This is a genomic window from Caulobacter sp. AVps18 (assembly GCF_058681425.1).
On the sequence record NZ_CM178737.1, the window covers coordinates 4,061,032 to 4,084,823 of the forward strand.

The following is a 23,792-nucleotide window of genomic DNA, read 5'->3' on the forward strand; positions in this document are numbered from 1 at the left end:
TGACGCCTGAATGCTCAAGACGGCCTCCCAAAAAGGAAAGAAGCCCCCGCGCTGTTCGCACGGGGACCGGAAGGCCGCAGGTTGTCGCCGTGGAACGTCAGTCTGTCAATGAAAGTACGGTGAATTTAGCGACTTGAGGGCGCTTCGACACAGCCGCTCAGGTCTTCAGGCGATACCCGGTGCGGAACAGATGCCAGCACCACAGGAACAGCGCCACCGTCAGCACCGCTGTAGTCACCACGCCGATCAGGATCGAGCCGTCGGCATGGCCAATGAAGCCGTAGCGGAAGCCGTCGATCAGATAGAAGAACGGGTTGTAGTGGCTGGCCGTCCGGAACGGCTCGGGCAACTTGTCGACCAGGTAGAAGGTCCCCGACAGGAAGGTCATCGGCATGATCAGGAAGTTGGTCACGGCCGACAGCTGGTCGAACTTCTCGGCCCACAGGCCCGCCAGAATTCCGGCCAGACCCAGGATCAGCGAGGCACCGATCCCGAAATAGAAGATCGGCCAGACGTGGGCGACGCCCAAGCCCGCGCCCGGCAGCAGGCCGATGACGATGGCCGTCACCGCCCCGACCACCACACCCCGGGTCGCTGCGCCAAGGGCGAAAGCCGAAACCTGTTCCAGCGGCGACAGCGGCGGGGTCAGGAAGTCGGGCGTCAGACCCATCATCTTGGCCTGGATCAGCGAAGACGAGGAATTGGCGAAGGCATTGTTCAGAATGGCCATCATGATCAGGCCGGGGGCCACGAAGTGTCCGAAGCTGACCCCGTCCACCGCCTGACGCGCGGGGCCGACGGCGACCACGAACACCAGCATGTAGAGCAGGGTCGTCACCACGGGAGCGGCCACAGTCTGCGTGCCCACTTTCCAGAAACGGCGGATCTCCCGCTGGTACAGCGTAAAGAAGCCGCTCCAGTTCCAGCCGTGATAGTCGCGCGGCTGCGGCGGAACGACGCTGTCTGCTAAGTCTCTCATGAGCCCAAATCCCTGCGTGCCTTGGCCATTTGCGCCTTGGGTCGCCCCAAGGCAAGGCTGCCGCACCCCGAATCAACATGTAGTTTCTGTGGACAGACCACTGGGCGCCCATTGTGTGATTTAACGTTTTCTTTACGATATGTTGTAGGACGACCGCCGGCGGGGCGGTCAGAACACCAGATGTAGGGTCCGCCGGCTTGGGGAAGCCTCGGACCCGATCAATGGCGGGAGATGGGTATGAGCTGGACCGACGAGCGGGTCACGACCTTGAAGAAGCTCTGGCTGGACGGCCTTTCGGCCAGTCAGATCGCCAAGCAGTTGGGCGGCGTTACGCGCAACGCCGTCATCGGCAAGGTGCACCGCCTGGGCCTTTCGGGCCGCGCAGCCCCTTCGCAACCGGCGCGCCCGGCCTTCAAGGCCCCGCGTCCGGCGCGTCCGGCCGCCCAGACCATGCCCTCGGCACCGCGCCGCGTGGTCGCCGAGCCCGCGCCCGTTTCAGCGCCCAGCCCGGTTACCACCCACCAGCAGCCTCCTTCGATGCCCGTGCTGCGCGACGAGCAACCTGGCTCGGCTACCGTGCTGACCCTCGGCGCCCACATGTGTAAGTGGCCGATCGGCGATCCCTCGTCGGACGGCTTCACCTTCTGCGGTCGCCGCTCGTCAGACGGCCCGTATTGCAACGAACACGCCCGGGTGGCCTACCAGCCGCAACAATCCAAGAAGAAGGCCGGCCCGACCGAGCTGGCCCGCTCGCTGCGCCGCTACATCTAGGCTCCGGCGAACTTACAAGACCAAGTCTCTCATGCGGCCCTCCCCGTTCTTCGGGGAGGGCCTTATGCTGTGAGCGACTCATCTCGGGCCAAAGACCAACGCCAAGCCGCTGGCTATGGCGAATAGGCAGAGCCAAGCCAGGATAAGACTACCGCGCTTCTCCGGCTTGGCCGGGCGGGAAAAATTCGGCTCGCGCCCTTCGAGCGCCGCCTCAACCTTCGGCCATTCTGTGGCCATGAACTTTGAACGGAACAACAGCGTCCAAGACGGATTGCGTGGACGGTACCCGCTGATCTGGCCGAGCACGCCCAGAACGCGTTCGCGAACGTCGTCGGGATGAAAGCCCGCCCACTCACCGGCGATGTCCAGGATGTTGAACACAAAGGCAGGAAAGACTTCCGCCTCCAGGATCCGGCGCACCTCCTCGATGGAAAAGCCACCCGCCTGGGCTGCTTCAGCCACATCGCGATAGTTCCTGACCTCCATCTCCGTATCCAGGAACAGCTCGGCCAGCGCGCACCACAGCGGCGTGCGCCGAGCGATCTCGTCTTCGCTCAGGAAACTGTCAGCCATATGCCCCCACTCGGAGGCTACCTTAAGCGGAGCTTTCTCGCGCCAACAAGGCAGAGCGTTTATCGACCACGGCCAACTGTTCTATCGTGCGCCATGACCGACGCCGCCCTGCCCGATTCCAACGCGCCCGCCTATTCCGTTTCGGAACTGGCCTTTGCGCTGAAGCGCACGCTGGAAACCAGCTATTCCCACGTGCGGCTGCGCGGCGAGCTGTCGAAGGTAACCCATCACTCCAACGGCCACGTCTATCTGACCATCAAGGACGACAAGTCCGCGATCGACGGCGTGGTCTGGAAGGGCTCGGTGCGGGGCCTGGGCGTGCGGCCCGAGCACGGGCTGGAAGTCATCGTCACCGGCAAGATCACCACCTATCCGGCCGGCTCGCGCTACCAGATCGTTATCGAGAGCATGGAAGCGGCCGGGGTCGGCGCACTGCTGGCCCAACTGGAGCGCCTGAAGGCCAAGCTCCATGCCGAGGGCCTGTTCGACGCGGCGCGCAAACGGCCGCTGCCGACCATGCCGGCCGTGGTCGGAGTGATCACCAGCCCGACCGGGGCGGTGATCCGCGACATCCTGCACCGCATCCGCGACCGCTGGCCCTGCCACGTGCTGGTCTGGCCGGTGGTGGTGCAAGGCGATCAAGCGGCGCTGCAAGTGGCCGGAGCCATCCGCGGCTTCAACGCCATCGCGCCGGGTGGTCGTGTGCCGCGTCCCGACATCATCATCGTCGCCCGGGGCGGCGGCTCGGTGGAGGACCTCTGGGCCTTCAATGACGAGACCCTGGCCCGCACCGTGGCGGCCAGCGACATCCCGCTGATCTCGGCGGTCGGCCACGAGACCGACACCACCCTGATCGACTTCGTCTCCGACCGTCGCGCGCCAACCCCCACCGCCGCCGCCGAGATCGCCACGCCGGTGCTGGGCGAACTTCGGGCCCTGGTCTCTGACTATGATCGCCGCCTCAATCGCAGCGGCGCGCGGCTGATCGAGGATCGCCGCACCCGCCTGGTCAGCGCCGCGCGCGGCCTGCCTCGCCCGGCCGACCTGCTGGCCCTGGCCCAGCAGCGCTTCGACATCGCCGCCGGACGCCTCGATGCTGCCCTGGGCCGCAACACCGCCGTCCACGCCCAGGCCCTGCTACGCGTCACCGCCCGCCTGTCGCCGCAAGCTCTGGGCCGTCAGCGCCAGCAGAAAGCCGACCGTCTCTCTGACCTTAGCGAGCGCCTGACCCTGGCTGCGCGTCGCGCGCCCCAGCGTATCGAGGCCAATGCCCGCCTGCCCGTCCTGTGGGATCGCCTGAAAGCGGCGGGCGAACGGCGAGTGAAACGCGACGAAGACCGCCTGGCCAATCTGGAAAAGCTGCGCCGGTCGCTCGATCCGCGCCGGCCGCTGGACATGGGCTTTGCGCTGGTGCGCCAGGCCGACCAGTCCATCGTGCGCTCGTCCGCCAGCCTTGGTCCCGGCGATTGGGTGAGCCTGCAATTTGGCGACGGCGACCGCAACGCCGTCATCGACGGCGGCGAGGCCCCGGCGGCGGCGGCGCCCCTCATCCGCCCGCCCCGGCCAAAGCCTGCGACAACACCAAAAGCTGATCAGGGCGACCTGTTCTAAAGCGCCCGAATATCCTAAAGTGACCCCATGAACGCTTTTGATCGCGACCTTGGAAAATCCGACGGCCTGGCCGTGCTGCACTATGGCGACGGCGAATTCGCCGTAATGTCGCCAGGTCGCTATGTGGCCTGCGCCGTCACCGGAGCCAAGGTGCCGCTGGAGGCCCTGCGCTACTGGAGCCCGGAATTGCAGGAGGCCTATGCTGGCCCGACCGAGGCCCTGAAGCGCTGGCAAGAGAAGATCGCCTGAACCGCCGGGCGCTTCTGGCGGGTCTTTCCGCCACGGGACTGGCATGTCCGGCGCTGGCCGCCGCGCCGGGACTTTCGCTCTCGGGACGCTTTGTTCAGGGCGGCTACGCTCTGGGCCGCACCGCGCCTCGCGCCAATCTGACACTGAACGGCGAGGCCGTAGGCCAGGCTTCAGCGGCCGGCCTGTTCGTGATCGGCTTCGATCGCGACGCCCCTCCGGCCATGAGTCTGACCGTCTCGACGGATGAAGGCTCGGCCAGCCACGAGGCCGTCATTGCCCCCGGCGATTTCGACATCCAGCGCATCGACGGCCTGCCGCCCAGCCAGGTGACGCCGGAAGACCCCATGCTTCTGGCCCGCATCGCCGCCGAGGGCAGCCGCAAGGCCGTGGGCTTCGCCAGCCTGGCTGATCTGGACGGCTTCCGGACAGGCTTCATCATGCCTGTCGAGGGCGCGCGGCGCTCGGCCCGCTTCGGCGGTCAGCGCATTCTGAACGGCGAGCCGCGCCGACCCCACTATGGGGTCGATCTGGCCGCGCCCGTGGGGACGCCCATACGTGCGCCGGCGGCGGGCACGGTGACCTTTGCCGAATCCGACCTGCATTTTGAGGGCGGCCTGATACTGATTGACCATGGCCAGGGCCTGATCACCGCCTATCTGCACCTGTCGAAGGTATTGGTGGCGGCGGGCGATCCCGTCGCCCAGGGCCAGCGCATCGGGGCGGTCGGCCGGGAGGGCCGGGCCACCGGACCTCACCTTTGCTGGCGCATGAAGTGGCGTGGCCGCAACCTGGATCCCACCCTTATGGTGGGGGCCGTCACCGCTCGCGGCTAGCGAAAAAGTAAACCTTTCGTTAGCCTTGTTGTCGCTATCCACGAACTGAACAGTCGGCTTTCCGACATATCAACTTCAGGTCTGCCACGGAGTATAGATCCGCATGTCGGCGGCGCTTTCGAACCTGCGTTTCCTGATGGTTGACGACAACCAGCACATGCGGGCGATCGTGGGCGCGATCCTGAAGGGCGTCGGCGTAAAGCATTTCCGCGAGGCCATGGACGGCGCAGAGGCGCTGCAGGTCGTGCGCGACAGCATGATCGACATCGCCATCGTCGATTTCAAGATGTCACCGCTGGACGGCGTGCAGTTCACACAACTCGTCCGCAATTCGCCCGACAGCGTCGATCCGTTCCTGCCGATCATCATGCTGACGGGCTTTGCCGAACGTCACCGGGTGTTCGAGGCGCGCGACGCCGGCGTCACCGAGATCGTCGTCAAGCCGGTCACAGCCCGCTCGCTGCTGGACCGCATTAATACCGTGATCTTCAAGCCCCGGCCGTTCATCCGGTCAGGCGACTATTTCGGCCCCTGCCGGCGCCGGCGCGACGATCCCAGTTACGAGGGGCCGTTCCGGCGCAGGGGCGAAGCAGGCGCCGTGCAGGATACGCTGGAAATCTAGAGCATCGCGCGGAAAAGTGCCCCGCCGGTTTTCCGCAAAAGCGATGCGAGAACAAAAAGCTAGAGCAAGGCGAGCGAGTTTGATTTAGCGCGCGTTCCGAAAAGTGGGAACCGGTTTTCGGAATGAAACGCGCGTGAAAACAAAAGACTAGAGCGGGTGATCTGATTCCATCAGATCGCAACCGGCTCTAGCGCGCGTTGCTCTAGGCTTCCCGCGCCGCCAGGGCCGCATAGACCTCGTTGGGCCAGCGGCGGTGCACCCAGAACCACTCGGCCGGGCGCTCGCGGATCCGTTCTTCCATGAAGGCGTTGACCAGCTTCACCCCGGTCTCGATGTCGGCCGTGCGGTCGCCGGTCGAGGGAATAGCGATGGGATCGTGCACAACTGCCCGGAACCGCGCGCCCTTGATGCGCTGAACGGACATCGGCTGTAGCACTGTACCGAAACGGATCGCCAGACGGCTGGGCCCGGGTGCCGTACGAGCGTCGTGGCCGAAGAACGGACTGGCCACGCCGCCATTGAACTTCTGGTCATTCATCAGTGCAACCGAACGGCCCTGTTTCATGCCCTCCAGCAGCTCGCGCGCACCGTCGCCGCCCTTGGGGGCGAACAGCCGCACGCCGTAGCGGTGGCGGCTGGCCTTGATGCGTTCATCGACATAGGGATTGTTGGCGGCCCGGTAGGTCATTTCGCAGATCACGCCGGAATCGACGATGGCGGCCGGCATCACTTCCCAGTTCGACAGATGTCCGGATACGAACACCACCGGTGTCTGGTCGGCAGCAATCTGGAAAAGGCGCTCCTGGTTGACCACCTCGACCCGACCTGTCGAGGGCAGGATGCGGTCCATCAGCGGAAACTCGGCGAAGGTGCGGCCCAGACCGTCCCACTGCGCTACCAGGATCTCATCGCGCCAGGCGGCGTCCTGGTCGGGGAAGGCCAGCTTCAGATTGCGCTCCGCGACCTTGTGGGCGCTGCTCAAGGGGCCAAAGGTGCGTCCCAGCCAGCCGCCGAACGCCGAAGCGGCGTCCACGCCCAGCAGGCGCACGACGCCGATGAAGAGGTCAAAGCCTAGCGCCTCGCAGCGCCAGAGCAGGTCCTGGGCCCAAGGCCGACGCTTATCCGACATGGGTCTTTACTAGGCTGGCTTGCACGTCCGGCGCAACGCCGCTTCGTCCGGCACGTCCCTTGCGACGCCTCGGACGAGCGTTCCGTTTTGGGACGCGCGGTGATTGAAGCGGGGGGCTTGGCTTCCATGAGCAGTGATATTGACGTGCATCTGGGCAAGCGCCTTCGCCGCCGCCGCCGTCTGCTGGGCCTGACCCAGCAGCAGCTGGCCGGCACGGTGGGCGTGCGTTTCCAGCAGATCCAAAAATATGAATGCGGTGCCAATCGCATCTCGGCGGCGCGCCTTTGGCAGCTGTCCGAGGCGCTGGAAGTGCCGGTCGGCTACTTCTATGACGGCCTGTCCGATCAGATGCGTCGCGAAAGCGCCGGCGAGACCGAAGGCGGCGAGATGTTCGCGCGCAAGGAAACGCTGGATCTGATCCGCGCCTACTATCTGCTGGGCGAGCGTCCGCGTCGTCGCCTGCTGGACCTGGCCAAGTCGCTGAACGGCGGTGCCGAGCACGCCGACGCCTAACTCTGGGTGGCGCACCTGCGGCGAGGGGGTTAAACCCTCGCCCATGATGCTTTCCGCTGATCGGCTCGCGGCGCTCGACGCCTTCGTCCTTGACCTCAATCGCGCTTCGGCGGCGGCGATCCTGCCGCTGTTCCGGGCCGATCACGGGCTAGAAGACAAGGGCGTCGGCAAAAATCTGCCGCGTGAGAGTCACGCTGCCTTCGATCCCGTTACCGAGGCGGATCGCGGCGCCGAAGCCGCCATTCGCAAGCTGATCGCCACACACTTTCCCGAGCATGGCGTGATCGGCGAGGAATATGGCGAAGATCGCCCGGACGCCGAGTTCGTCTGGGTGCTTGACCCCGTCGACGGCACCCGCGCCTTCATTGCGGGCCTGCCGCTGTGGACCACCCTGATCGGCCTGCGCTATCAGGGCCGCCCCGTGCTGGGCTCCATCGGCCAGCCCTATCTGGACGAGGTGTTCATCGGCCATGCCGGTGGCTCGCGCCTTGAAGTGCGCGGCCAGACCCGTCCCCTGAAGGTGCGCCCCTGCGAGCGCCTGACCGACGCTGTCATCGCCACCACCGACGCCGACGCCTGCTTTGACGGAGCCGAGCGCGGCGCCTGGCTGCAGGTGCGGGCCGGTGCCAAGCTGGCCCGCCTGGGCTGCGACGCCTATGCCTATGCGATGGTCGCTGCCGGCACGATGGACATGGTCATCGAGGCCGGTCTGAAATCCTGGGACATCGAAGCCGCCATTCCCGTGATCGAAGGCGCCGGCGGCCTGGTCACCGACTGGCGCGGCCAACCCGTAGGCCAGAACGGCGGCCAGATCGTGATTTCGGGGGACCGCAGGCCGCTAGACGAGGCGCTGGTGTGTCTCAGGCGCTCGGCGAAGTAGCTAAAGCCGCGGCGCGACGGCATCCACCGTCTCGTCAAACGCCGCCCAGAACTGCGCCCGGCGCTCATCGATCTCGATCAGGATCTCGTGGAAGGCACCCGGCACCTCCAGGTAGCGGCCGTTCGGAATACGGCTGGCGATGGATTTCAGGTCGGCGTTCAGCACCCGGCTGTCTTCACCCGCTCCGACGATAGTGACCGGGATAGAGATGGCCTCGACACCCGGCGAGCGGCGTAGCCAGGCGCAGGCTGAGAAGGCGAAGTCGACCCAGCCCCAGGTCGTTCCGCCCAGGGCGATATCGGGATTGGCCGTCAACTGCGCCATATACAGGCCATAGCGGGCTTCATCGTGGGTCAGGGCGTCCTTGGCGAAGCTCTGGGCGAAAGGATCGCCGCGATCGCCCAGGGTGTAGTCACCCGCCAGCCCGGCGCGGGCGAAGATCCAGGCTAGGGCGCGAGCCGCACGGGCGGGCTTGCCGCCGGTATTGAGGCCCAGCATCGGCGCCGACAGCACACAGGCTGAACAGCGGTTTTCACCATGGGCCAGGGCCAGGGTCGTCAGGCAGCCGCCCATTGAGTGGCCCATGGCGACCCAGGGCCGGGGCAAACGCTCGGCGAACGCCTCCAGCAAGGCGACATAGTCACTCAGAAAGGTCTTGAAGCCCCTGGCATGGCCCTTGAGACGATCAGGCAGGGCGCGCGCCGAAAGCCCCTGCCCTCGCCAGTCGTGGACCAGCACGACGAAGCCACGCGCCAGCAGATCCTGCACGACCTCGAAATACTTCTCGATCGGTTCGCTACGGCCGGGGCTGACCACAACAGAGCCGCGCGGTTTGCCTTGCGGCGAAAAGAAAGCGGCGCGGAGAGTTGCCCCATCCGCGCCGCTGAACCATTCGGCCGTTCCATGATCGGGGACCCGCGCCTGCGGAATCGAAACCAGAGGCGCCCGCTCCCCCATGGGATCAGCGCATCTTCGCGAAGAGCGTCGCCATCTTGGACTGCAGCGCCATGGCGGCACCCATGTCCGACAGCTTCAGCTTGCCGGTCATGACTGCCATGGTGGGGTCCAGCGAACCGGCGCCGATGGCCAGAAGATCGTCCATGCTGAGCGTCATGGTCAGATCAGCGGGCTTGTCTTCGTTGGTGACCGAGCCGCCGTCGATATGAACGACGCCAGCGTCCTTCAGGTCGAACTTCAGGCTCTTGCCCAGGCCGCTGTCGTCGCCGACGGCGGTGATGATGCGATCGGTGAGTTCCTGCAGAGTAGCCATAAGCGCGTTCTCCCTGTCTGCGCGATGTGATTTTGCGATAGACTGACCGCGCGAGCGCGGCAAGTAAACAGTGTTCAGACCCGGCTGGGCTTATTTTTTCTTGTCGTAGAAACCGACCCGCGTCGGAGGCTTGGTCAGCTTCACCCGCACCGCACCCTGGAAATCCTCAGGTCGGAAGTACGGCGTTTCCTTGGCCAGCGGTAGCGGCTGGGTGCGTCCATCGGCGAATACGGCCACACCCCCGCCGGCCTTGGCAAAGGCGATGCCGGTCATCTTGGGTGCCAGGGCGCTGAGCGGACCAGCCGCCTTGCCGATCACGGTATTGGCCTCAGCGACAGTCGCCGCCAGTTCCCGCACCTCATAGTCCATCGCCGGCTTCAGCTGGGTTCCAAAATTCAGGCTGGTTCCCACCTTGGCGTCCTGCGGCAGGTCCAGCGACAGCTGCGCCCCGGCCTGAAGCTGGGCCAGTGTCGGCAGTCGCTCGAAGGCGCCGTCGGCATTGACTGGCAAGGGCGTGCGTGCGCCACCGGCCTCGACCAGGACCGCCTTGAGGTTGGCCAGCGGCTTGCCGTCGCGCGACAGGGCATAGCTCAGCCGCACCCTCGAGCGCTCGGCCGCCGGCACCTTCAGGAAGCGCTCCAGATAGGGAAAGGCCTTCTCTGCGGGACCTATTTTTTCAGCCAGGGCCGGTGTGGCGACGGCGGTGATCAGGGCGGCAGCCAGCAGGCCATGGCGAAGCGGGTTCATGCCGGTTTCACGAACTTGAGGGTCATGCGGTCGCTCTCTCCGATGGCGTCATATTGGGCGTGATCGAATCCCGCCTTGGCCGGCTGGCCACGGGGCGCCGAAAGGCGGGCGGGCGGCAGGGTCCAGACCCCGAAAGGGTGGTCCTTGTCGTCCCTGGGATTGGCGTTGATCTGGCTGGATCCGGCAAGCTGGAAACCCGCCTCACGCGCCAGCTGGATCACATAGGCTTCCTGCACATAGCCATCGGCGGCCAGAACGTCCTGTACCCGGCCCGGCTCGCCGCGATGTTCTTCGACGCCCAGGACGCCCCCTGGCTTCAGGGCCGCCAGCGCGTCCCTGAAGGCCTTGTCCGCAATGCCGGCGGCCATCCAGTTATGCACATTGCGCAGGAACAGCACCGTATCCGCCGAGCCGACCGGCGCGACCGGTCCGCTGGTCGGGCCAAAGGCGGTGATCTCCAGCGCGCCGTAAAGTCTGGGCGATTCTGTGAAGTGGCGGCGATAGGCCTCGACGATTTCGGCACCGGTCGGATCGGCCGGATCGACCTGCAGGCTGGCCGCGTAGAGCTTGCCCTTGGTCGAGGCCAGGAACGGAGCCAGTATCTCGCTGTACCAACCTGCTCCAGGCCAGAACTCGACGACGGTCTGACCGGGCTTTACGCCCCAGAAGTTCAGGGTCTCGACGGGATGGCGCCAGGCGTCGCGGGCCTTGTCGGCGGGCGTGCGCCAGTCGCCGGCCACGGCGCCGGCAAGCGTCTCGGGCCCCGCCTTGGCCTTGGCTTTTGGCCCTTCCTGCGGTGCCTCGCTCCGCCCGCAGGCGCTCAGTCCCGCCGCACAAGCGCCGGCGATCAGGCCACGTCGGGACCAAGAACTGTCTGGAAGCATCAATCGCCCGTCACCTGCGCCGCCAGACTAGAGCCAGACCTTGGCAAAAAGGCGCCGGTCGCCCGGAGCCTTGTTGACAGGCGTCAGGCCGGTTTACGGAAGCGCAGCGTCATCCGGTCACTCTCACCGATCGCATCATATTTGCTGCGGTCGAAGCTGGGATCGGCCGGCTGGCCACCGGGCGCAGTGCGCTTGACGGGCGGCAGAGTCCAGACGCCGAAGGGGTGGTCCTTGGTGTCCTTGGGATTGGCGTTGATTTCCGACTTCGCGTCCAGCTTGAAGCCGGCCTTCTCAGCCAGGGCCACCACGGTCGCCGTCGAAAGATAGCCGTCGGCGCCGGCGCTGGTTTCGGACTTGGGATCAGCGCGATGCTCCTCGATCGCCAGAACGCCGCCGGGCTTGAGCACGGCGAAGAAGTCGGCGAACACCTTGTCTGCCACGCCCGGCTGGACGGTCCAGTTGTGGACGTTGCGAGCGGTCAGCACCAGGTCGGCCGACCCGGGCGCGCCCAGCGGGGCTGAAACCGCGCCGAAATTGGCGTAGCCCACCTTGCCATAGCGGGCCTCGTCGGCGAAGCGCGCCTCGAAGGCCTCGCGTCCCTTGCGGGCCCCTTCGGAGATCTTCGGGTTCGCCAGGTCAGCGACCCCGGCGATGTAGGTCCCGCCTGTCGCCTTGGCGTAGGGGGCCAGGATCTCAGTCCAGTAGCCGTTGCCGGGCGAGACCTCGATCACGGTCTGCTTGGACTTCAGACCCCAGAAAGACAGGCTCTCGTACGGATGGCGGGCGCCGTCGCGGGCCACGTCGCCGGCGGGACGGTGGGGAGCGGCGACGGCGGCCTTGAGCGCCGCATCGGCGGCGTAGGCGGCGGGTGCGGCCAAGCAAAGAGCGGCGGCTAGCAGCAGGACATGGCGACGGTGGGTCATGTTCAAAGTCTCTCTTCCGCGTCAGTTGCGAGGGACCTTAGCCGTGGCCGCGTGACGATCAAGCGATTAGCGATCACGGCGCGCAACAAGGCCTTGAAGTCGAAAATCGCCTCCCCAACTTGTTTAGCGGAGGCGCTGGAAAGCCGGGCCTTCCGGACCAAGGGCGATGCCGATTTCGGGTCGCCGACGGGACGAAACTGAAACACGACCTTGCTTTGAAAGAAGGATGTGACCATGCGAACGATCGACCTTTCCCCTCTGTACCGCTCCCTCGTCGGCTTCGACCGGCTGGCTGCGCAACTCGACGCCGCCGCTACGAATGAAGCCGCATCGGGCTATCCCCCCTACAATATCGAGCGCACCGCCGAGAACGCCTACCGCATCGAGATCGCCGTCGCCGGCTTCAAGTCGGACGAGCTGGGCATCGAGGTGAAGGAAGGTCTTCTGACCGTTTCCGGCCGCAAGCCGGCCAATGACGAGGCCAAGCGCTACCTGCATCGCGGCCTGGCCGAGCGCAACTTCGAGCGCCGGTTCCAGCTGGCCGACTATGTGGTGGTGACGGACGCGGCCCTGGCCGACGGCCTGCTCTCGATCTCGCTCAAGCGCGAGCTGCCCGAAGCGCTGAAGCCGCGCACGATCGAGATCAACACAGCGCCCTCGCCCCTGATCGAGAGCGAACAGGCCGCTTAAAGCGCGGCCTTCTACCGAGACCCCCTCTCCCCCTCTGAACTTTGGCGGCGCAGCGATGCGCCGCCTTTTTCGTGGGTGGGCCTATTCCGGGGCGGAGAGATCCAGGCCCTGCACCTGATTGAAGTCGCATTCGCGGAAGCTGGCGCGATGGGCGCGTGCACCCGAAAAATCGGCGCCGCGCAGGTCGGCACCGTCGAAAACGGCCTCACTAAGGTCGGCGGCCTGGCCCATCACATAGCGCAGCTTGGCCGACGCCAGATTGGTCTCGGTGCGCCGCACCGGTCCCAGGGGTAGAGGGCACAGGAAGGCCTGGCGCAGATCGGCCTTTGTCAGGTTGGCGCCCGTCAGCTTGGCACCGCGCAGGTCGGCACCGCGCAGATTGACCGCGCGCAGATCGGCGTTCTGGAGATTGGCCCCCTGCAACTGGGCGCCTGACAGATCCAGCCCCACAAAACAGGCGCCCTTGGCGCTCATGGCGGTCATGCGAAGGCCCTTGAGGCGGTCACCCAGTGGCCGAAGGTCTTCACCGTCCAGCCTTGCGGGCTGGCCTTCCTTTCCCCCGGTCAGGCACCATTGCTGGTTGGCCAGAGCGCGCTCAAGGAGTTCCTGGGCCTTGGCCTTGGCCTCGTTGGTCGGGTCCGACAGGCAGCCGGTCATGCTGGCGCCGCTGACCCGGGCAGTGGAGGTGTCGACCCCCGCCATTACAGCGCCGCTGAAATTGGCACCCTCAAGATTGGCGCCCTTGACGTCTGCCCCGTCCAGTATGGCTCCGGAGAAGTTGGCTTCCTTGAGGTTGGCGCCCGACAGCTTTGCGCCGCGCAGGGAGCAGTCGCTGAAATCAGCCTTGAACGCCGAGACACCGGAAAACTGCGAGCCGTCCAGTGTGGCACCTGAGAAATTGACGTCGTCGACCTCCCCGGCCCGGGTCTCGTGACGCAGGGTGTCGAGGCCCTTGCGCGGATGGGGGATGGCGATCTGGCCTTCGCGGAAGTCGGCCTGGGTGAGGTCGGCCTGGGCCAGGTTGGCACCGCGCAGGCAGGCGCCACGCAGGTCGGCCCGGATCAGAACCGCCTGGCGCAGGTCAGCCTTGCGCAGGTCGCAGCCGAACAGGCTGGCGCGATCCAACTTGGTTCGCACCATGCGGCAACCGTCGAGAACCGAAGCGGAGAGGTCGGCGTCGACCAGGTTGCGGAATGACATGTCCAGGCCAGACAGGTTCATGAACCGCAGCGAGGCGCGCTTGCCGCCCTGCTTGCCGGTGACGAACTTCTCATGAGCCGTCACGATCATGTCCAGCTCGGCCTGGGTGAGGCGTCTGCGTCCAGACAGGTTCTGCGCGGCGTTCATGCCTGTTCGACTTTCCCAAATTTCATCTGTGAAGCGCACCGATCCTAGTCGCCATCGACGAGCGAACGGTTAAGACCGCGCCAGATTGTCGCAGCCCTCAGATAATGTTCCCGAGTCCCCGAGCGCCTATTCGGATCGCACCCGTGATGTCGATGTCCTTAAGGAGCGCATTCGTGAAATTGGCCCGCGACAGGTCCGCGCCACTCAAACAAGCCTGCCTCAGGTCGGCCCGCGCCAGGTCAGCATTCGTGAGGAACACCCCGGTCAGGTCGGACGGCAAAAGCCGGTCACGGCCAATCAGCAGCGGCCCCAGTTGAGCGTCGCGCAGATCTGATCCCGAGAGCTTGGCCCCTCTCAGCCGCGCCCCGCGCAGGTCGGCGTGCCGCAGGTTGCAGGCCCGCAGGTCCGCCCCATCCAGCTGGGCGCCCTGCATCTGCACGCCCTCCATGTCGAGGCCGTAGAACACCGCCCCCTTGGCCGACAGAGCCGTCAGGTTGAAGCCCCGAACAGAGCGCAGGCTACGCAGGTCAGCCTTGTCGAACGCAGAGGGCTTGCCCTCGGCGCCGCCGGATTCGCACCAGCGCGCATGGTCGGCGATCATTTGTTCATAGGGCAAGTCGGCGATATCGGTGCCCGACGGCTTGTCGGTCAGGGCGCCGTCCATATTGGTGTCGCTGACGTTCCAGGACTGGGTCTTGGCGCCCACCAGTACGGTGTTGCGCAGATCGGCGCCGGAGAGGTTGGCCCCCGACAGATCGGCTCCAGCGAGATTTGCCCCGTTGAAATTGGCCTGTTTCAGATTGGCCCGGACCAGTTTGGCGTCCTTGAGGATAGCGTCGCTGAAATCGGCCTGGGTGGCCACTATCCCCGAAAGGCGAGAGCGCTCCAGGTTAGCCCCTGCCAGGATCGCGCCAGTCGCATAGGTCGCGCGCTGCACGGTTTCGATCAGCCGATAACCTTCCTTTCGGTCTGCGGCGGCAATGGACCCTTCGCGGATATCGGCTTCGAACAGATCGGCACCGCTCAGATTGGCGCCGCGCAGGCTGGAGCCGCGCAGGTCGGCGCGCCGCATGGAGGCTTCGGTAAGATTGGCCCCCTGCAGGTCAGCGCCGTAGAGGTTGGCATTGTCCAGCTTGGCGCGACTGAGGTCGCAACCGACCAGCATGGCACCCGTAAAGTCGGCGTCGGCCAGATTGCGACCGGTCACTGACAGGCCCGTGAGGTCGCAGAACGCAAAAACGGCGCGCGCGCCGCCAAGCCGGGCAGACCACAGACGGTCATGCTTGGCGCAGATGACATCGACTTCGTATTGCGTCAGGCGCCGGTGTTCATGGCCTGACGCCGGAGGGGCGCTCATGGAGCTCGCGATCTATCCAGTACAGACGGACCGCGAGCATGAGGGGGCAGGATTAACGCAGCGTTTCCCACTATTTCCGCTGGATCAGGCGATCGGTGGCAGCTTTTCGGCGCGACTCTCGTCGAGGTAGCGGACCGCAACCGGCTTCAGGGCCGCGTCCAACTCGATGACAAGCGGATTGCCCGTCGGGATCTCGACATGAACGATGTCGGCATCAGGCACCTGGAACAGGTGCTTGACGATCGCGCGCAGAGAATTGCCGTGCGCGGCCACCAGAATGGTCTCGCCGGCCACCAGCTTGGGAGCGATGTCAGATTCCCAATAGGGCAGAACCCGGACAAGGGTGGTGGCCAGGCTTTCGGTGGAAGGCAGATCCTTCCCGGCGTAGCGGCGGTCCTTGCTGAAGTCGTATTCACCGCCCGGGGCCATTTCGGGCGGAGGGATGTCATAGGAGCGGCGCCAGATCGTGACCTGGGCCTCACCGTGCAGGGCAGCGGTCTCAGCCTTGTTCAGTCCGGTAAGGCCGCCATAGTGGCGCTCGTTAAGCCGCCAGTCCTTGGTCACGGGAACAAAGCTCTGACCGGCGGCGTCCAGCGCCAGATTGCAGGTGCGAATCGCACGCGTCTGGACCGAGGTGAAGGCGTCATCGATCTCGATGCCTGCGGCCTTGATCAGGTCGCCGCCCTTGCGGGCCTGGGCTTCGCCCTCGGCGGTCAGGTCGACATCGACCCAGCCGGTGAAGCGGTTCTCGAGATTCCACTGGCTCTGGCCGTGGCGGAGCAGGACGAGGGTCGGCATCGGGCCTCCTTGCAGATGTCACTGCGCGGGCTAGGCTCAGGCGGCTCTGCCGTCAAGCACCCGATGGTGGGGCTCTCCCCGACCGCAAACGACATGCTATAGGCTGACGCATGTCTGACCGTATCTTCTTGCCCCTGATGACACTTGTCGCCATCGCGATGATCGCCTTGGCCATGGTCTGGCCCCAGGGCTATGGCGCGCGCTCCCCGGCCCCGTTCGGCTCGACCCCGATCCAGCAAACTCCGGAGATGCGCGCCAAGATCGAGCGCGAAAAGGCCAGTGCCCGTCGCCGGGCCGAAGAGGCCCTTCGCGCCGTCAAGGCGACAGGCGCGACGGTTCCGCAATGAGCAGCCCTTTCGACGCCGTCGCCGTGGGCCAGCGCGTGATCCTGGTCGAGGCCGACGCTCTGCGCGGCCTGGCCAGTGCCCTGAGCGAAAGTTTTACCCAGGGCGTCGAGACCCTGTTCGCCGCCAAGGGCCGGATTGTCTGCACCGGCATCGGCAAGTCGGGCCATGTGGCCCGCAAGATCGCCGCCACCCTGGCCTCAACCGGGGCCCCGGCCATGTTCGTCCACGCGGCCGAGGCCAGCCATGGCGACCTGGGCATGATTGGCCAGGACGATGTCGTGCTGGCCCTGTCAAAGTCGGGCGAGGCTCGCGAGCTGTCCGACACACTGGCCTATGCCAAGCGCTTCTCGATCCCGCTGATCGCAATCACAGCCCAGGCAGACAGCCAGCTGGGCCGCGCGGCCGATATCCTGTTGCTGTTGCCCGATGCGCCGGAAGCCACCGCTGAGGTCAATGCGCCCACAACCTCGACGACCCTGCAGATGGCCCTGGGCGACGCCCTGGCCGTCGCCTTGCTGGAGCGACGGGGCTTCACGGCCAGCGATTTTCGGGTCTTCCACCCCGGCGGAAAGCTGGGCGCCATGCTCCGAACCGTGGGCGACCTGATGCACGGCGACGACGCGCTGCCGCTGGTCGAGGCCGACGCCCCGATGGCGCAGGCCCTGTTGGTGATGAGCGAGAAGCGTTTTGGCGCTGCCGGGGTGGTCGACGCCGAAGGAAACTTGGCCGGCCTGATCACCGACGGCGACCTGCGCCGCCACATGGACGGCCTGCTGAGCCACCGCGCCGACGAGGTGATGACCCGCGCGCCGCTGACCATTTCGCCAGGCGCTCTGGCAGCCGAAGCGCTGAAAGTGATGAACGAACGACGCATCACGGTGTTGTTCGTCGTCGACGCCGAACGCCCCGTTGGCATACTGCATGTTCACGATTTGCTGCGAGCGGGTGTGATCTAGGCGAAACCACACTTTCTCATCGCCCTGTCATATGACGACGCTAGCGACATCAGCGTCCGACCGCTAAAGCCCAGACCTCAACATTTGAAGCGAGCCAAGATGTTCTCCAAGCCCCGCGCTGATCTCGTCGCCAACACCGCCGCCTACGAAAACGAGCCGCTCGTTAAGGCCACCGGCTTCCGCGAATACGACGCGCGCTGGCTGTTTGGCCCCGATATCAACCTTCTGGGCATCCAGGCGCTGGGCCTGGGCCTGGGCACCTACATCCAGGAACTGGGCCAGTCGAAGATCGTGGTCGGTCACGATTTCCGCTCCTATTCGTCATCGATCAAGAACGCCCTGATGCTGGGTTTGATCAGCGCCGGCTGCGAGGTTCATGACATCGGCCTGGCCCTGTCGCCCACCGCCTATTTCGCCCAGTTCGACCTGGATATTCCCTGCGTGGCCATGGTCACCGCCAGCCACAACGAGAACGGCTGGACCGGCGTGAAGATGGGTGCCCAGCGTCCCCTCACCTTCGGCCCCGACGAGATGGGTCGCCTCAAGGAAATCGTGCTGGGCGGCCTGTTCGTCGAGCGTGACGGCGGCAAGCTGATCCGCGTCGAGGGCGAAGCCGAGCGCTTCATCGCCGACGTCGCCAAGCGCGCCAGCATCACCCGCCCGCTGAAGGTGATCGCGGCCTGCGGCAACGGCACGGCCGGTGCCTTCGCCGTCGACGCCCTGCAGCGCATGGGCGTTTCCGACGTTGTCGGCATGGATACCGAGCTGGACTACACCTTCCCGAAATATAATCCGAACCCGGAAGATGTGGAAATGCTGCACTCGATGGCTGCGGCCGTCCGTGAGCACGGCGCCGACCTGGCGTTCGGCTTCGACGGCGACGGCGACCGCTGCGGCGTGGTCGACGATGAGGGCGAAGAGATCTTCGCCGACAAGATCGGCCTGATGCTGGCCCGCGACCTGGCCCCGCTGAACCCGGGTGCCACCTTCGTCGTGGATGTGAAGTCGACCGGCCTCTACGCCACCGACCCGATCCTGGCAGAGCATGGCTGCAAGGTGATCTATTGGAAAACCGGCCACAGCTATATCAAGCGCAAGAGCGCCGAGACCGGTGCCCTGGCCGGCTTCGAGAAGAGCGGCCACTTCTTCATGAACGGCGAGCTGGGCTACGGCTATGACTGCGGCCTGACCGCCGCTGCTGCCGTTCTGGCCATGCTGGACCGCAATCCCGGCCTGAAGCTGTCGGACATGCGCAAGGCCCTGCCCGTGGCCTATACCTCGCTGACCATGAGCCCCCACTGCGACGACGAGAAGAAGTACGGCGTCGTCGCCGACGTGGTGAAGGAATACGAAGACCTGTTCGCCGCTGGCGGCTCGATCCTGGGCCGCAAGATCACCGAGGTCATTACCGTCAACGGTGTGCGCGTTCACCTGGAAGACGGCTCGTGGGTGCTGGTCCGCGCCTCTTCGAACAAGCCCGAGATCGTCGTCGTGGTCGAAAGCACCAGCTCCGAAGACGACATGCGCGCCCTGTTCCGCGAGGAAGTGAAGCCGCGCCTGGGTGACCGCGTGGGCAAGTACAACCAGGAAGTCTGATCAGGCTTTTCGGTCTTGAATGCAGAAGGGCCGGAGGGCGATCTCCGGCCCTTTTTGTTTGGGCGGACGCCAGTACGGCGGGCCTTTGATCACGGGAACTTTCGGCCCTCAGCCTGTCGGCGTCAGATCGAAACCCTCGACATCGAACACTTCCAGTCCGTCGGGTTTGGGCAGAGAGGCGTCGCCGTGCAGTCGCGCCAGGAGGTAGGCCACGGCCAGCACCATGTCGGCGGCGTCGTAAGGCTTGGGCAAGGAGCCGATGGCCACCGTCTGGGCCGATCTCGCCCGGCTGACCTGTCCGCTGATCAGCAGAACGGGAATGCCCAGTGCGTGTAGATGTTCAGCAAGTTCGATGCCGTCATCGCGGCCGGCCAGGCGGATGTTCACCAGGGCCAGGTCGGGCTTACACGCCGTGGCCACCGCCAGCGCCTCGGCATGCCGGTCGGTCAGGTCCAGAACGTGATAGCCGGCGTCCTCCAGTTCATCTCTCAGGATCATCGCCACGAGGACCTCGTCCTCGACGATCATCAGGGTCTTGCCGGTCTTGCCGTCGCGCGATTGGGTCATGATCACTCTTTGCCTATCGATCGCCAGTGACGCTGGACGTGGGCTGAACCGTGTCGAGCGAAGCGCTCGCCGTCTCGGGCTCGTCATGCACCAGAGCGATCCGGGTGTGCTGAATGGAAACCTGGGTTCCGGGCTGTTGCGCCGTGATGGCGACAACCGCGTTCAGCTGTCCCGCCAACGCACGCACGATGCTCGTCCCCAAGCCCGTTCGAAGGGGTTTAATAGTGGGCATGCCAACGCCGTCATCGCGCACGCACAGCGTCCAATTGGGTCCACGAAAACTGTAGTCGACTACGATCTTCCCGTGCCGCCCGTCAGGAAAGGCGTGCTTGAGGGCGTTGATGACCAGTTCCGTGACGATCAGGCCCAGGCTCACTGAAACCTTGGCTTCGACGACGCCCTCCCCCCCTCCACGGTCAGGGAAACATGGTCCTGCTCACCGATCATCGACGCGGAAATGCTCTCGCAGAGACCCGTAAAGTAGGCATGCACTTCGACGTCGCCGTCCCCGGCGGTGGAGAGCAGACGCTCCAGGGCGGCGACAGACATCACCCGGTGGTGCGCGTCCTTGAGATGACCACGGGTCTCTTCGGAGTCGGTCTTACGGGCGTTTTGTAGCAGGACGCTGGCGATGATCTGCAGGCTGTTGGCGACCCGGTGACGGACCTCCTGCAGAAGCACACTGCTTTGACGCAGCGCGTCTTCCTTCCTGGCGAGGTCGGCCTCCGCGTCGGTCACGTCAGACACGGCCACAAGAATTCGGGTCTGCTCGGGGTCGAGGTAATCCAGCCGCCTGACCTGAACGATCAGGTGACGAACCGGCCGTCGGGCCGGTTTCAGATCGATGTCCCGTACATCCGGTGAAGCTTCACCCGTGAGGGTGGCGGTCATCAAGGATCTCAGTTGCGGGCTATCCCACTTGCCGTCGTCCAGAGCGTAAAGCGGCTGACCTGTCAGGTCCTCCGGATTGACGCCGAAGACATCGCAGAAGGAGGTACTGGCTGCGACGACCGTCAGGTCGCCGTCCAGAAGCAGCAAAGGGGCGGGCGAAGACGTCACCACAGCCAGAGTCAGACTTAAGGCAATATCTTCTTTGCCAGGTTTTCGGGCGGGCATGGTCGGCCTTCGGTAAAACCGGAGGCTCGCGGAGCGAAAGCCAAGGCCGGGACGTCGCGGCTGTCGGACTGGCGCTCTACCGAGAGGTCGCCATCCTTGGTCGCGTGCCATCTCAACGAATAGCGAGCGGAAAAGTTGCCTCGGCTAGGTCCTTGGTAGGCTGGCGCGACCGGCGATCAGGGCCCTGGCGAGGGCCTCGACCAAGCCCATGGCCGACAGAGGCTTGGCGATCTGGCCGTCGAACAGGTCGTCAACCGCCAGGGTGGAAGCGTCTGCGGAGAAGGCCAGGATCGGGGTGCCGATATTGGCACCCTCCTGCCTGATGCGGGAGGCTGCGGTGCGTCCGTCGACGCGGGGCATGCGCAGATCCATCAGGATAAGGTCGAACGGCGTCTCGCGGGCCAGCAAAATGGCCTCATCACCATCGGCCGCGTCGGTCATGCGGACCTCGAACGGAGTGAGTATGGCCCGCACCAGCGCCCGGTTGGCGCTGTTGTCATCGACGATCAGGATGCTGCGGCCAGGCGGTAGCGACAGGTCGCTGCCCGCAGCCAAGGCGCGCTCGTCCCGGCGCTCCACCATGCGGGCCGGGATCGAGAACCAGAAACGTGAACCCTGCCCCTCCTGGCTTTCGACGCCGATCTCGCCGCCCATGGCCTCGGCCAGGCCCTTGCAGATGGCCAGACCAAGGCCGGTCCCGCCGTGTTTGCGCGTCGTTGAGCCGTCGATCTGCGAGAAGCGCTGAAACAGTTGGCCCACCCTGTCGGCAGGCATGCCCGGCCCGGTGTCAGATACAGAAAAGGTCATCCAACCGGCCTGGGCGTCATAGGCCAAAGCAACCTCGACCCCGCCGGTCTCGGTGAACTTCACGGCGTTGCCGATCAGGTTCAGCAGGATCTGGCGTAAGCGGTCAGGGTCGGCCTTGACCAGCGGCGGCGCGGTCTCCAGCCCCAGCACCGCAAGCGACAGCGCCTTGTCGCGGGCCTGGGCCTCGAACAGCTCGACCGTCTCGCGCATCAGGTCAGCGGGCGACATGGTGGCGGGCTTGATGTCGACCTGGCCGGCCTCCAGCTTGGAGAAATCCAGGATGTCGTTGACGGTGGCCATCAGGGCCTTGCCAGCGTTGGACACCCGCTCGACATAGCCGCGCGTCTGGACGCCCAGTTCGGGCTGCTCCTCGACCAGCTTTGCAAAGCCCAGCACGGCGGTCAGGGGCGTACGAAGCTCGTGGCTCATATTGGCCAGGAAGTCGGCCTTCACGGCGGCGGCCTCTTCGGCGTCGGTTCGGGCCTGGCGGAGCTCTGCCTCCAGCGCCTTGCGCTGCGAGATGTCGCGAATGATGTCAGTGACGCCGGTCGGCTGGCCGCTGTCTGGATCGAAGGCCACCGTGGGGCGGGCCTCAAACCAGGCGGTGTGGCCGTCCTTGTGCAGCGCGCGATACTCGACCTGCACGGGCGTCACCGCGCCGCGGCCGTTGATCTGGGCGCGTATGGTCCGCTGCACGGCCTTGGTGTCCTCGGGGACAATGAAAGGCAGAAACGACTGTCCGATCAGTTCCTCTGGTTTATAGCCCAGTCGCAGCTCGATTGACGGCGATACATAGGTCATCCGCCCATCCATGGCGGTGTGGGTGACAATGTCGCCGCCGTTTTCGGCCAGCATGCGAAAGCGCGCCTCGCTTTCAGAGATGGCGATCTGTGCGCGCTTCTGGGCAGTGATGTCCATCATCACCCCGAACACAGTGACGGCTCTGCCCTCGGTGTCGCGTTCCACAACCATATTGCCGGTCACATAGCGCACCTCGCCCGAGGGCCGCACGAGACGGGTCGGTTGAGACGGACCGTGGTCGGCCGTGCGCTTGGCCGCCCTGAACCGCTCCATGACCGCTGCGCGGTCGTCGGGATGCACCATGTCCAGGCCTGCGCCGCCAGAAACGGGCGTTCCGCGCATCACGCCGAAAATGTCGTACATCTGATCGGACCAGGTCAGGGTCTGGGTGGCCAGATTAAACCGCCAATAGCCGACCCCCGCCAGCCTCTCGGCCATCTCGGCCAGACGTGTCTGTTCCTGGGCCACGTCGCGCAGCCGTCGGCGCTGGGCGTTGACGGTGGCAAGTGGCAGGGCAGCGAAGATCGACACCACCAGGAACACCTGCAGGAGAAGGGCACGCTCGGCCAGGCCTCCGGCGATCTGGTTGATAGGGCCGATGCCCAGGGCCGTCAGGGTAATGGCCAGGACGGCCAGGATCAGCGTGCCGACCACCGCACCCAGCATTTCCAATTCCAGGGCCACAAAAGCCAAGGCCGGCGGGATCACGAACAGCAGCGGATAGCGGGTGTTGCTGAACACCAGTAAGGTGGCCCCGACCAGAAGGATCAGCGAGAGCCAGCCTCCCCGCGTGATCGGACGCTCGGCCAGCAGGCTCTTGGCCTGACCCAGCACCAGCAGGCACGGCGTCAGCAGCATCAGACCCAGGGCGTTGGAGAGGCCCCAGTTGGTCAGGGTGGACAGGATCTCGGCGCGCCGGACAAGATACAGGACCATGGCTGCGATCGCGCCCGACAGCAGCGGTGCACAAACGCCGCATATGGCGGCGATCCAAAGCAGGTCGCGCGAGCGGCTGACGTCGATGTCGCGCCCTAACGCCCGATTCAGGGCCACAGCGCAGAACAGGTACTCAACCACATTGGCCAGGCTCAGCCCCAGCACGATGGCAGGCCGACCGCCAGAATAGAGACTGGCAACTATAGTGCCGCTCATGGCGAAGGCGATCAGCAGGGGCCAACGGGCCCGGTCGGTGCGTAACAGCACGGCCAGCACCACGGCGTTGGCCAGCCAGATCGGCGTTACCTGCTTCAGGTCGCGCGGCACTTCGATACAGACATAGGCCAGAAGGCCCACCACGACGGCGAGGCCCACCGCAGCGGCCAGCCGGGACCAGAAGGATTGAGCCTTGGCGCTGATCATTGTGCGTCTTAGCCGCCCGGTCCGTCGGGATCACGTGTTATTGCAAACGCCAGGACCGACAAAGGCA

26 protein-coding genes are annotated in these 23,792 nt (G+C 65.5%); 11 read left to right on the plus strand and 15 right to left on the minus strand.

Features of this window, described 5'->3' with window-relative positions; translation table 11 throughout:
- Positions 1-157 precede the first annotated feature (157 nt).
- Positions 158-979, minus strand: coding sequence for an ABC transporter permease (locus ACW179_RS18455; RefSeq protein WP_492060909.1), 822 nt, complete (start codon positions 977-979; stop codon positions 158-160).
- Positions 980-1,216: 237 nt separating this feature from the next.
- Between ACW179_RS18455 and gcrA the strand changes: the two genes are divergently transcribed.
- Positions 1,217-1,750, plus strand: a complete 534-nt coding sequence (gcrA, locus tag ACW179_RS18460; RefSeq protein WP_492060910.1) for a cell cycle sigma 70 cofactor GcrA — start codon at positions 1,217-1,219, stop codon at positions 1,748-1,750.
- A gap of 78 nt (positions 1,751-1,828) precedes the next feature.
- Here gcrA and ACW179_RS18465 read toward each other — a convergent pair whose 3' ends face one another.
- Complete coding sequence (locus tag ACW179_RS18465) at positions 1,829-2,323, minus strand: DUF7079 family protein (RefSeq protein ID WP_492060911.1); 495 nt, start codon at positions 2,321-2,323, stop codon at positions 1,829-1,831.
- A gap of 93 nt (positions 2,324-2,416) precedes the next feature.
- Here ACW179_RS18465 and xseA point away from each other — a divergent pair, with 93 nt between their 5' ends.
- The 4 genes from xseA to ACW179_RS18485 all read left to right on the plus strand — a co-directional run bounded on the left by xseA (position 2,417) and on the right by ACW179_RS18485 (position 5,638).
- A complete protein-coding gene (xseA, locus tag ACW179_RS18470; protein ID WP_492060912.1) occupies positions 2,417-3,934 on the plus strand; it encodes an exodeoxyribonuclease VII large subunit in 1,518 nt (505 codons plus the stop codon).
- Between the two features lie 27 nt (positions 3,935-3,961).
- Positions 3,962-4,183, plus strand: coding sequence for a DUF2093 domain-containing protein (locus ACW179_RS18475; RefSeq protein WP_492060913.1), 222 nt, complete (start codon positions 3,962-3,964; stop codon positions 4,181-4,183).
- Positions 4,184-4,221: 38 nt separating this feature from the next.
- Positions 4,222-5,016, plus strand: a complete 795-nt coding sequence (locus ACW179_RS18480; protein ID WP_492064352.1) for a M23 family metallopeptidase — start codon at positions 4,222-4,224, stop codon at positions 5,014-5,016.
- 103 nt (positions 5,017-5,119) lie between these two features.
- Positions 5,120-5,638 (plus strand): response regulator, encoded by a 519-nt coding sequence (locus ACW179_RS18485; protein WP_492060914.1) that lies wholly within the window; start codon positions 5,120-5,122, stop codon positions 5,636-5,638.
- Positions 5,639-5,840: 202 nt separating this feature from the next.
- On the opposite strand, the gene ACW179_RS18490 is transcribed toward ACW179_RS18485, so the two are convergent.
- Positions 5,841-6,767 carry a lysophospholipid acyltransferase family protein gene (locus ACW179_RS18490; protein WP_492060915.1) on the minus strand — a complete coding sequence of 309 codons (927 nt, stop codon included), beginning with the start codon at positions 6,765-6,767 and terminating at the stop codon, positions 5,841-5,843.
- Positions 6,768-6,884: 117 nt separating this feature from the next.
- Here ACW179_RS18490 and ACW179_RS18495 point away from each other — a divergent pair, with 117 nt between their 5' ends.
- The gene (locus tag ACW179_RS18495) at positions 6,885-7,280 is read left to right on the plus strand and encodes a helix-turn-helix domain-containing protein (RefSeq protein WP_492060916.1); all 396 of its coding nucleotides are present in this window, start codon (positions 6,885-6,887) and stop codon (positions 7,278-7,280) included.
- A 43-nt stretch (positions 7,281-7,323) separates the two neighbouring features.
- Positions 7,324-8,160, plus strand: a complete 837-nt coding sequence (gene hisN, locus ACW179_RS18500; protein ID WP_492060917.1) for a histidinol-phosphatase — start codon at positions 7,324-7,326, stop codon at positions 8,158-8,160.
- Here hisN and ACW179_RS18505 read toward each other — a convergent pair whose 3' ends face one another.
- The 5 genes from ACW179_RS18505 to ACW179_RS18525 all read right to left on the minus strand — a co-directional run bounded on the left by ACW179_RS18505 (position 8,161) and on the right by ACW179_RS18525 (position 11,984).
- Positions 8,161-9,117 carry an alpha/beta fold hydrolase gene (locus ACW179_RS18505; RefSeq protein ID WP_492060918.1) on the minus strand — a complete coding sequence of 319 codons (957 nt, stop codon included), beginning with the start codon at positions 9,115-9,117 and terminating at the stop codon, positions 8,161-8,163.
- 4 nt (positions 9,118-9,121) lie between these two features.
- The gene (locus tag ACW179_RS18510; RefSeq protein ID WP_492060919.1) at positions 9,122-9,430 is read right to left on the minus strand and encodes an SCP2 sterol-binding domain-containing protein; all 309 of its coding nucleotides are present in this window, start codon (positions 9,428-9,430) and stop codon (positions 9,122-9,124) included.
- Positions 9,431-9,520: 90 nt separating this feature from the next.
- A complete protein-coding gene (locus ACW179_RS18515) occupies positions 9,521-10,177 on the minus strand; it encodes a hypothetical protein (RefSeq protein ID WP_492060920.1) in 657 nt (218 codons plus the stop codon).
- Complete coding sequence (locus ACW179_RS18520) at positions 10,174-11,061, minus strand: class I SAM-dependent methyltransferase (protein WP_492060921.1); 888 nt, start codon at positions 11,059-11,061, stop codon at positions 10,174-10,176. The genes ACW179_RS18515 and ACW179_RS18520 overlap by 4 nt, the downstream gene beginning before the upstream one ends.
- Positions 11,062-11,144: 83 nt before the next feature.
- The gene (locus tag ACW179_RS18525; RefSeq protein WP_492060922.1) at positions 11,145-11,984 is read right to left on the minus strand and encodes a class I SAM-dependent methyltransferase; all 840 of its coding nucleotides are present in this window, start codon (positions 11,982-11,984) and stop codon (positions 11,145-11,147) included.
- Positions 11,985-12,218: 234 nt separating this feature from the next.
- Here ACW179_RS18525 and ACW179_RS18530 point away from each other — a divergent pair, with 234 nt between their 5' ends.
- A complete protein-coding gene (locus ACW179_RS18530; RefSeq protein ID WP_492060923.1) occupies positions 12,219-12,674 on the plus strand; it encodes an Hsp20 family protein in 456 nt (151 codons plus the stop codon).
- Positions 12,675-12,755: 81 nt separating this feature from the next.
- Here the strand turns inward: ACW179_RS18530 and ACW179_RS18535 are convergent, their stop codons facing one another.
- The 3 genes from ACW179_RS18535 to gpmA all read right to left on the minus strand — a co-directional run bounded on the left by ACW179_RS18535 (position 12,756) and on the right by gpmA (position 16,176).
- Complete coding sequence (locus ACW179_RS18535; protein ID WP_492060924.1) at positions 12,756-14,021, minus strand: pentapeptide repeat-containing protein; 1,266 nt, start codon at positions 14,019-14,021, stop codon at positions 12,756-12,758.
- 97 nt (positions 14,022-14,118) lie between these two features.
- Positions 14,119-15,378: a pentapeptide repeat-containing protein gene (locus ACW179_RS18540; RefSeq protein WP_492060925.1), complete on the minus strand. Its 1,260-nt coding sequence runs from the start codon at positions 15,376-15,378 to the stop codon at positions 14,119-14,121.
- 84 nt (positions 15,379-15,462) lie between these two features.
- Complete coding sequence (gene gpmA / locus ACW179_RS18545) at positions 15,463-16,176, minus strand: 2,3-diphosphoglycerate-dependent phosphoglycerate mutase (RefSeq protein ID WP_492060926.1); 714 nt, start codon at positions 16,174-16,176, stop codon at positions 15,463-15,465.
- Between the two features lie 110 nt (positions 16,177-16,286).
- Between gpmA and ACW179_RS18550 the strand changes: the two genes are divergently transcribed.
- From ACW179_RS18550 to ACW179_RS18560, 3 genes are all read left to right on the plus strand, one after another.
- Positions 16,287-16,523 carry a hypothetical protein gene (locus ACW179_RS18550; RefSeq protein WP_492060927.1) on the plus strand — a complete coding sequence of 79 codons (237 nt, stop codon included), beginning with the start codon at positions 16,287-16,289 and terminating at the stop codon, positions 16,521-16,523.
- Positions 16,520-17,479 carry a KpsF/GutQ family sugar-phosphate isomerase gene (locus tag ACW179_RS18555; protein ID WP_492060928.1) on the plus strand — a complete coding sequence of 320 codons (960 nt, stop codon included), beginning with the start codon at positions 16,520-16,522 and terminating at the stop codon, positions 17,477-17,479. The genes ACW179_RS18550 and ACW179_RS18555 overlap by 4 nt, the downstream gene beginning before the upstream one ends.
- 99 nt (positions 17,480-17,578) lie before the next feature.
- Complete coding sequence (locus tag ACW179_RS18560; protein WP_492060929.1) at positions 17,579-19,075, plus strand: phosphomannomutase/phosphoglucomutase; 1,497 nt, start codon at positions 17,579-17,581, stop codon at positions 19,073-19,075.
- Positions 19,076-19,183: 108 nt separating this feature from the next.
- Here the strand turns inward: ACW179_RS18560 and ACW179_RS18565 are convergent, their stop codons facing one another.
- The 4 genes from ACW179_RS18565 to ACW179_RS18580 all read right to left on the minus strand — a co-directional run bounded on the left by ACW179_RS18565 (position 19,184) and on the right by ACW179_RS18580 (position 23,725).
- Positions 19,184-19,642 carry a response regulator gene (locus ACW179_RS18565; protein ID WP_492060930.1) on the minus strand — a complete coding sequence of 153 codons (459 nt, stop codon included), beginning with the start codon at positions 19,640-19,642 and terminating at the stop codon, positions 19,184-19,186.
- Positions 19,643-19,655: 13 nt separating this feature from the next.
- On the minus strand, positions 19,656-20,018 hold the full coding sequence (locus tag ACW179_RS18570; RefSeq protein WP_492060931.1) for an ATP-binding protein: 363 nt from the start codon (positions 20,016-20,018) through the stop codon (positions 19,656-19,658).
- On the minus strand, positions 20,015-20,758 hold the full coding sequence (locus tag ACW179_RS18575) for a histidine kinase dimerization/phosphoacceptor domain -containing protein (protein ID WP_492060932.1): 744 nt from the start codon (positions 20,756-20,758) through the stop codon (positions 20,015-20,017). Before ACW179_RS18575 ends, ACW179_RS18570 begins: the two co-directional genes overlap by 4 nt.
- A gap of 144 nt (positions 20,759-20,902) precedes the next feature.
- Positions 20,903-23,725 (minus strand): PAS domain S-box protein, encoded by a 2,823-nt coding sequence (locus ACW179_RS18580; protein WP_492060933.1) that lies wholly within the window; start codon positions 23,723-23,725, stop codon positions 20,903-20,905.
- Positions 23,726-23,792: the final 67 nt, after the last annotated feature.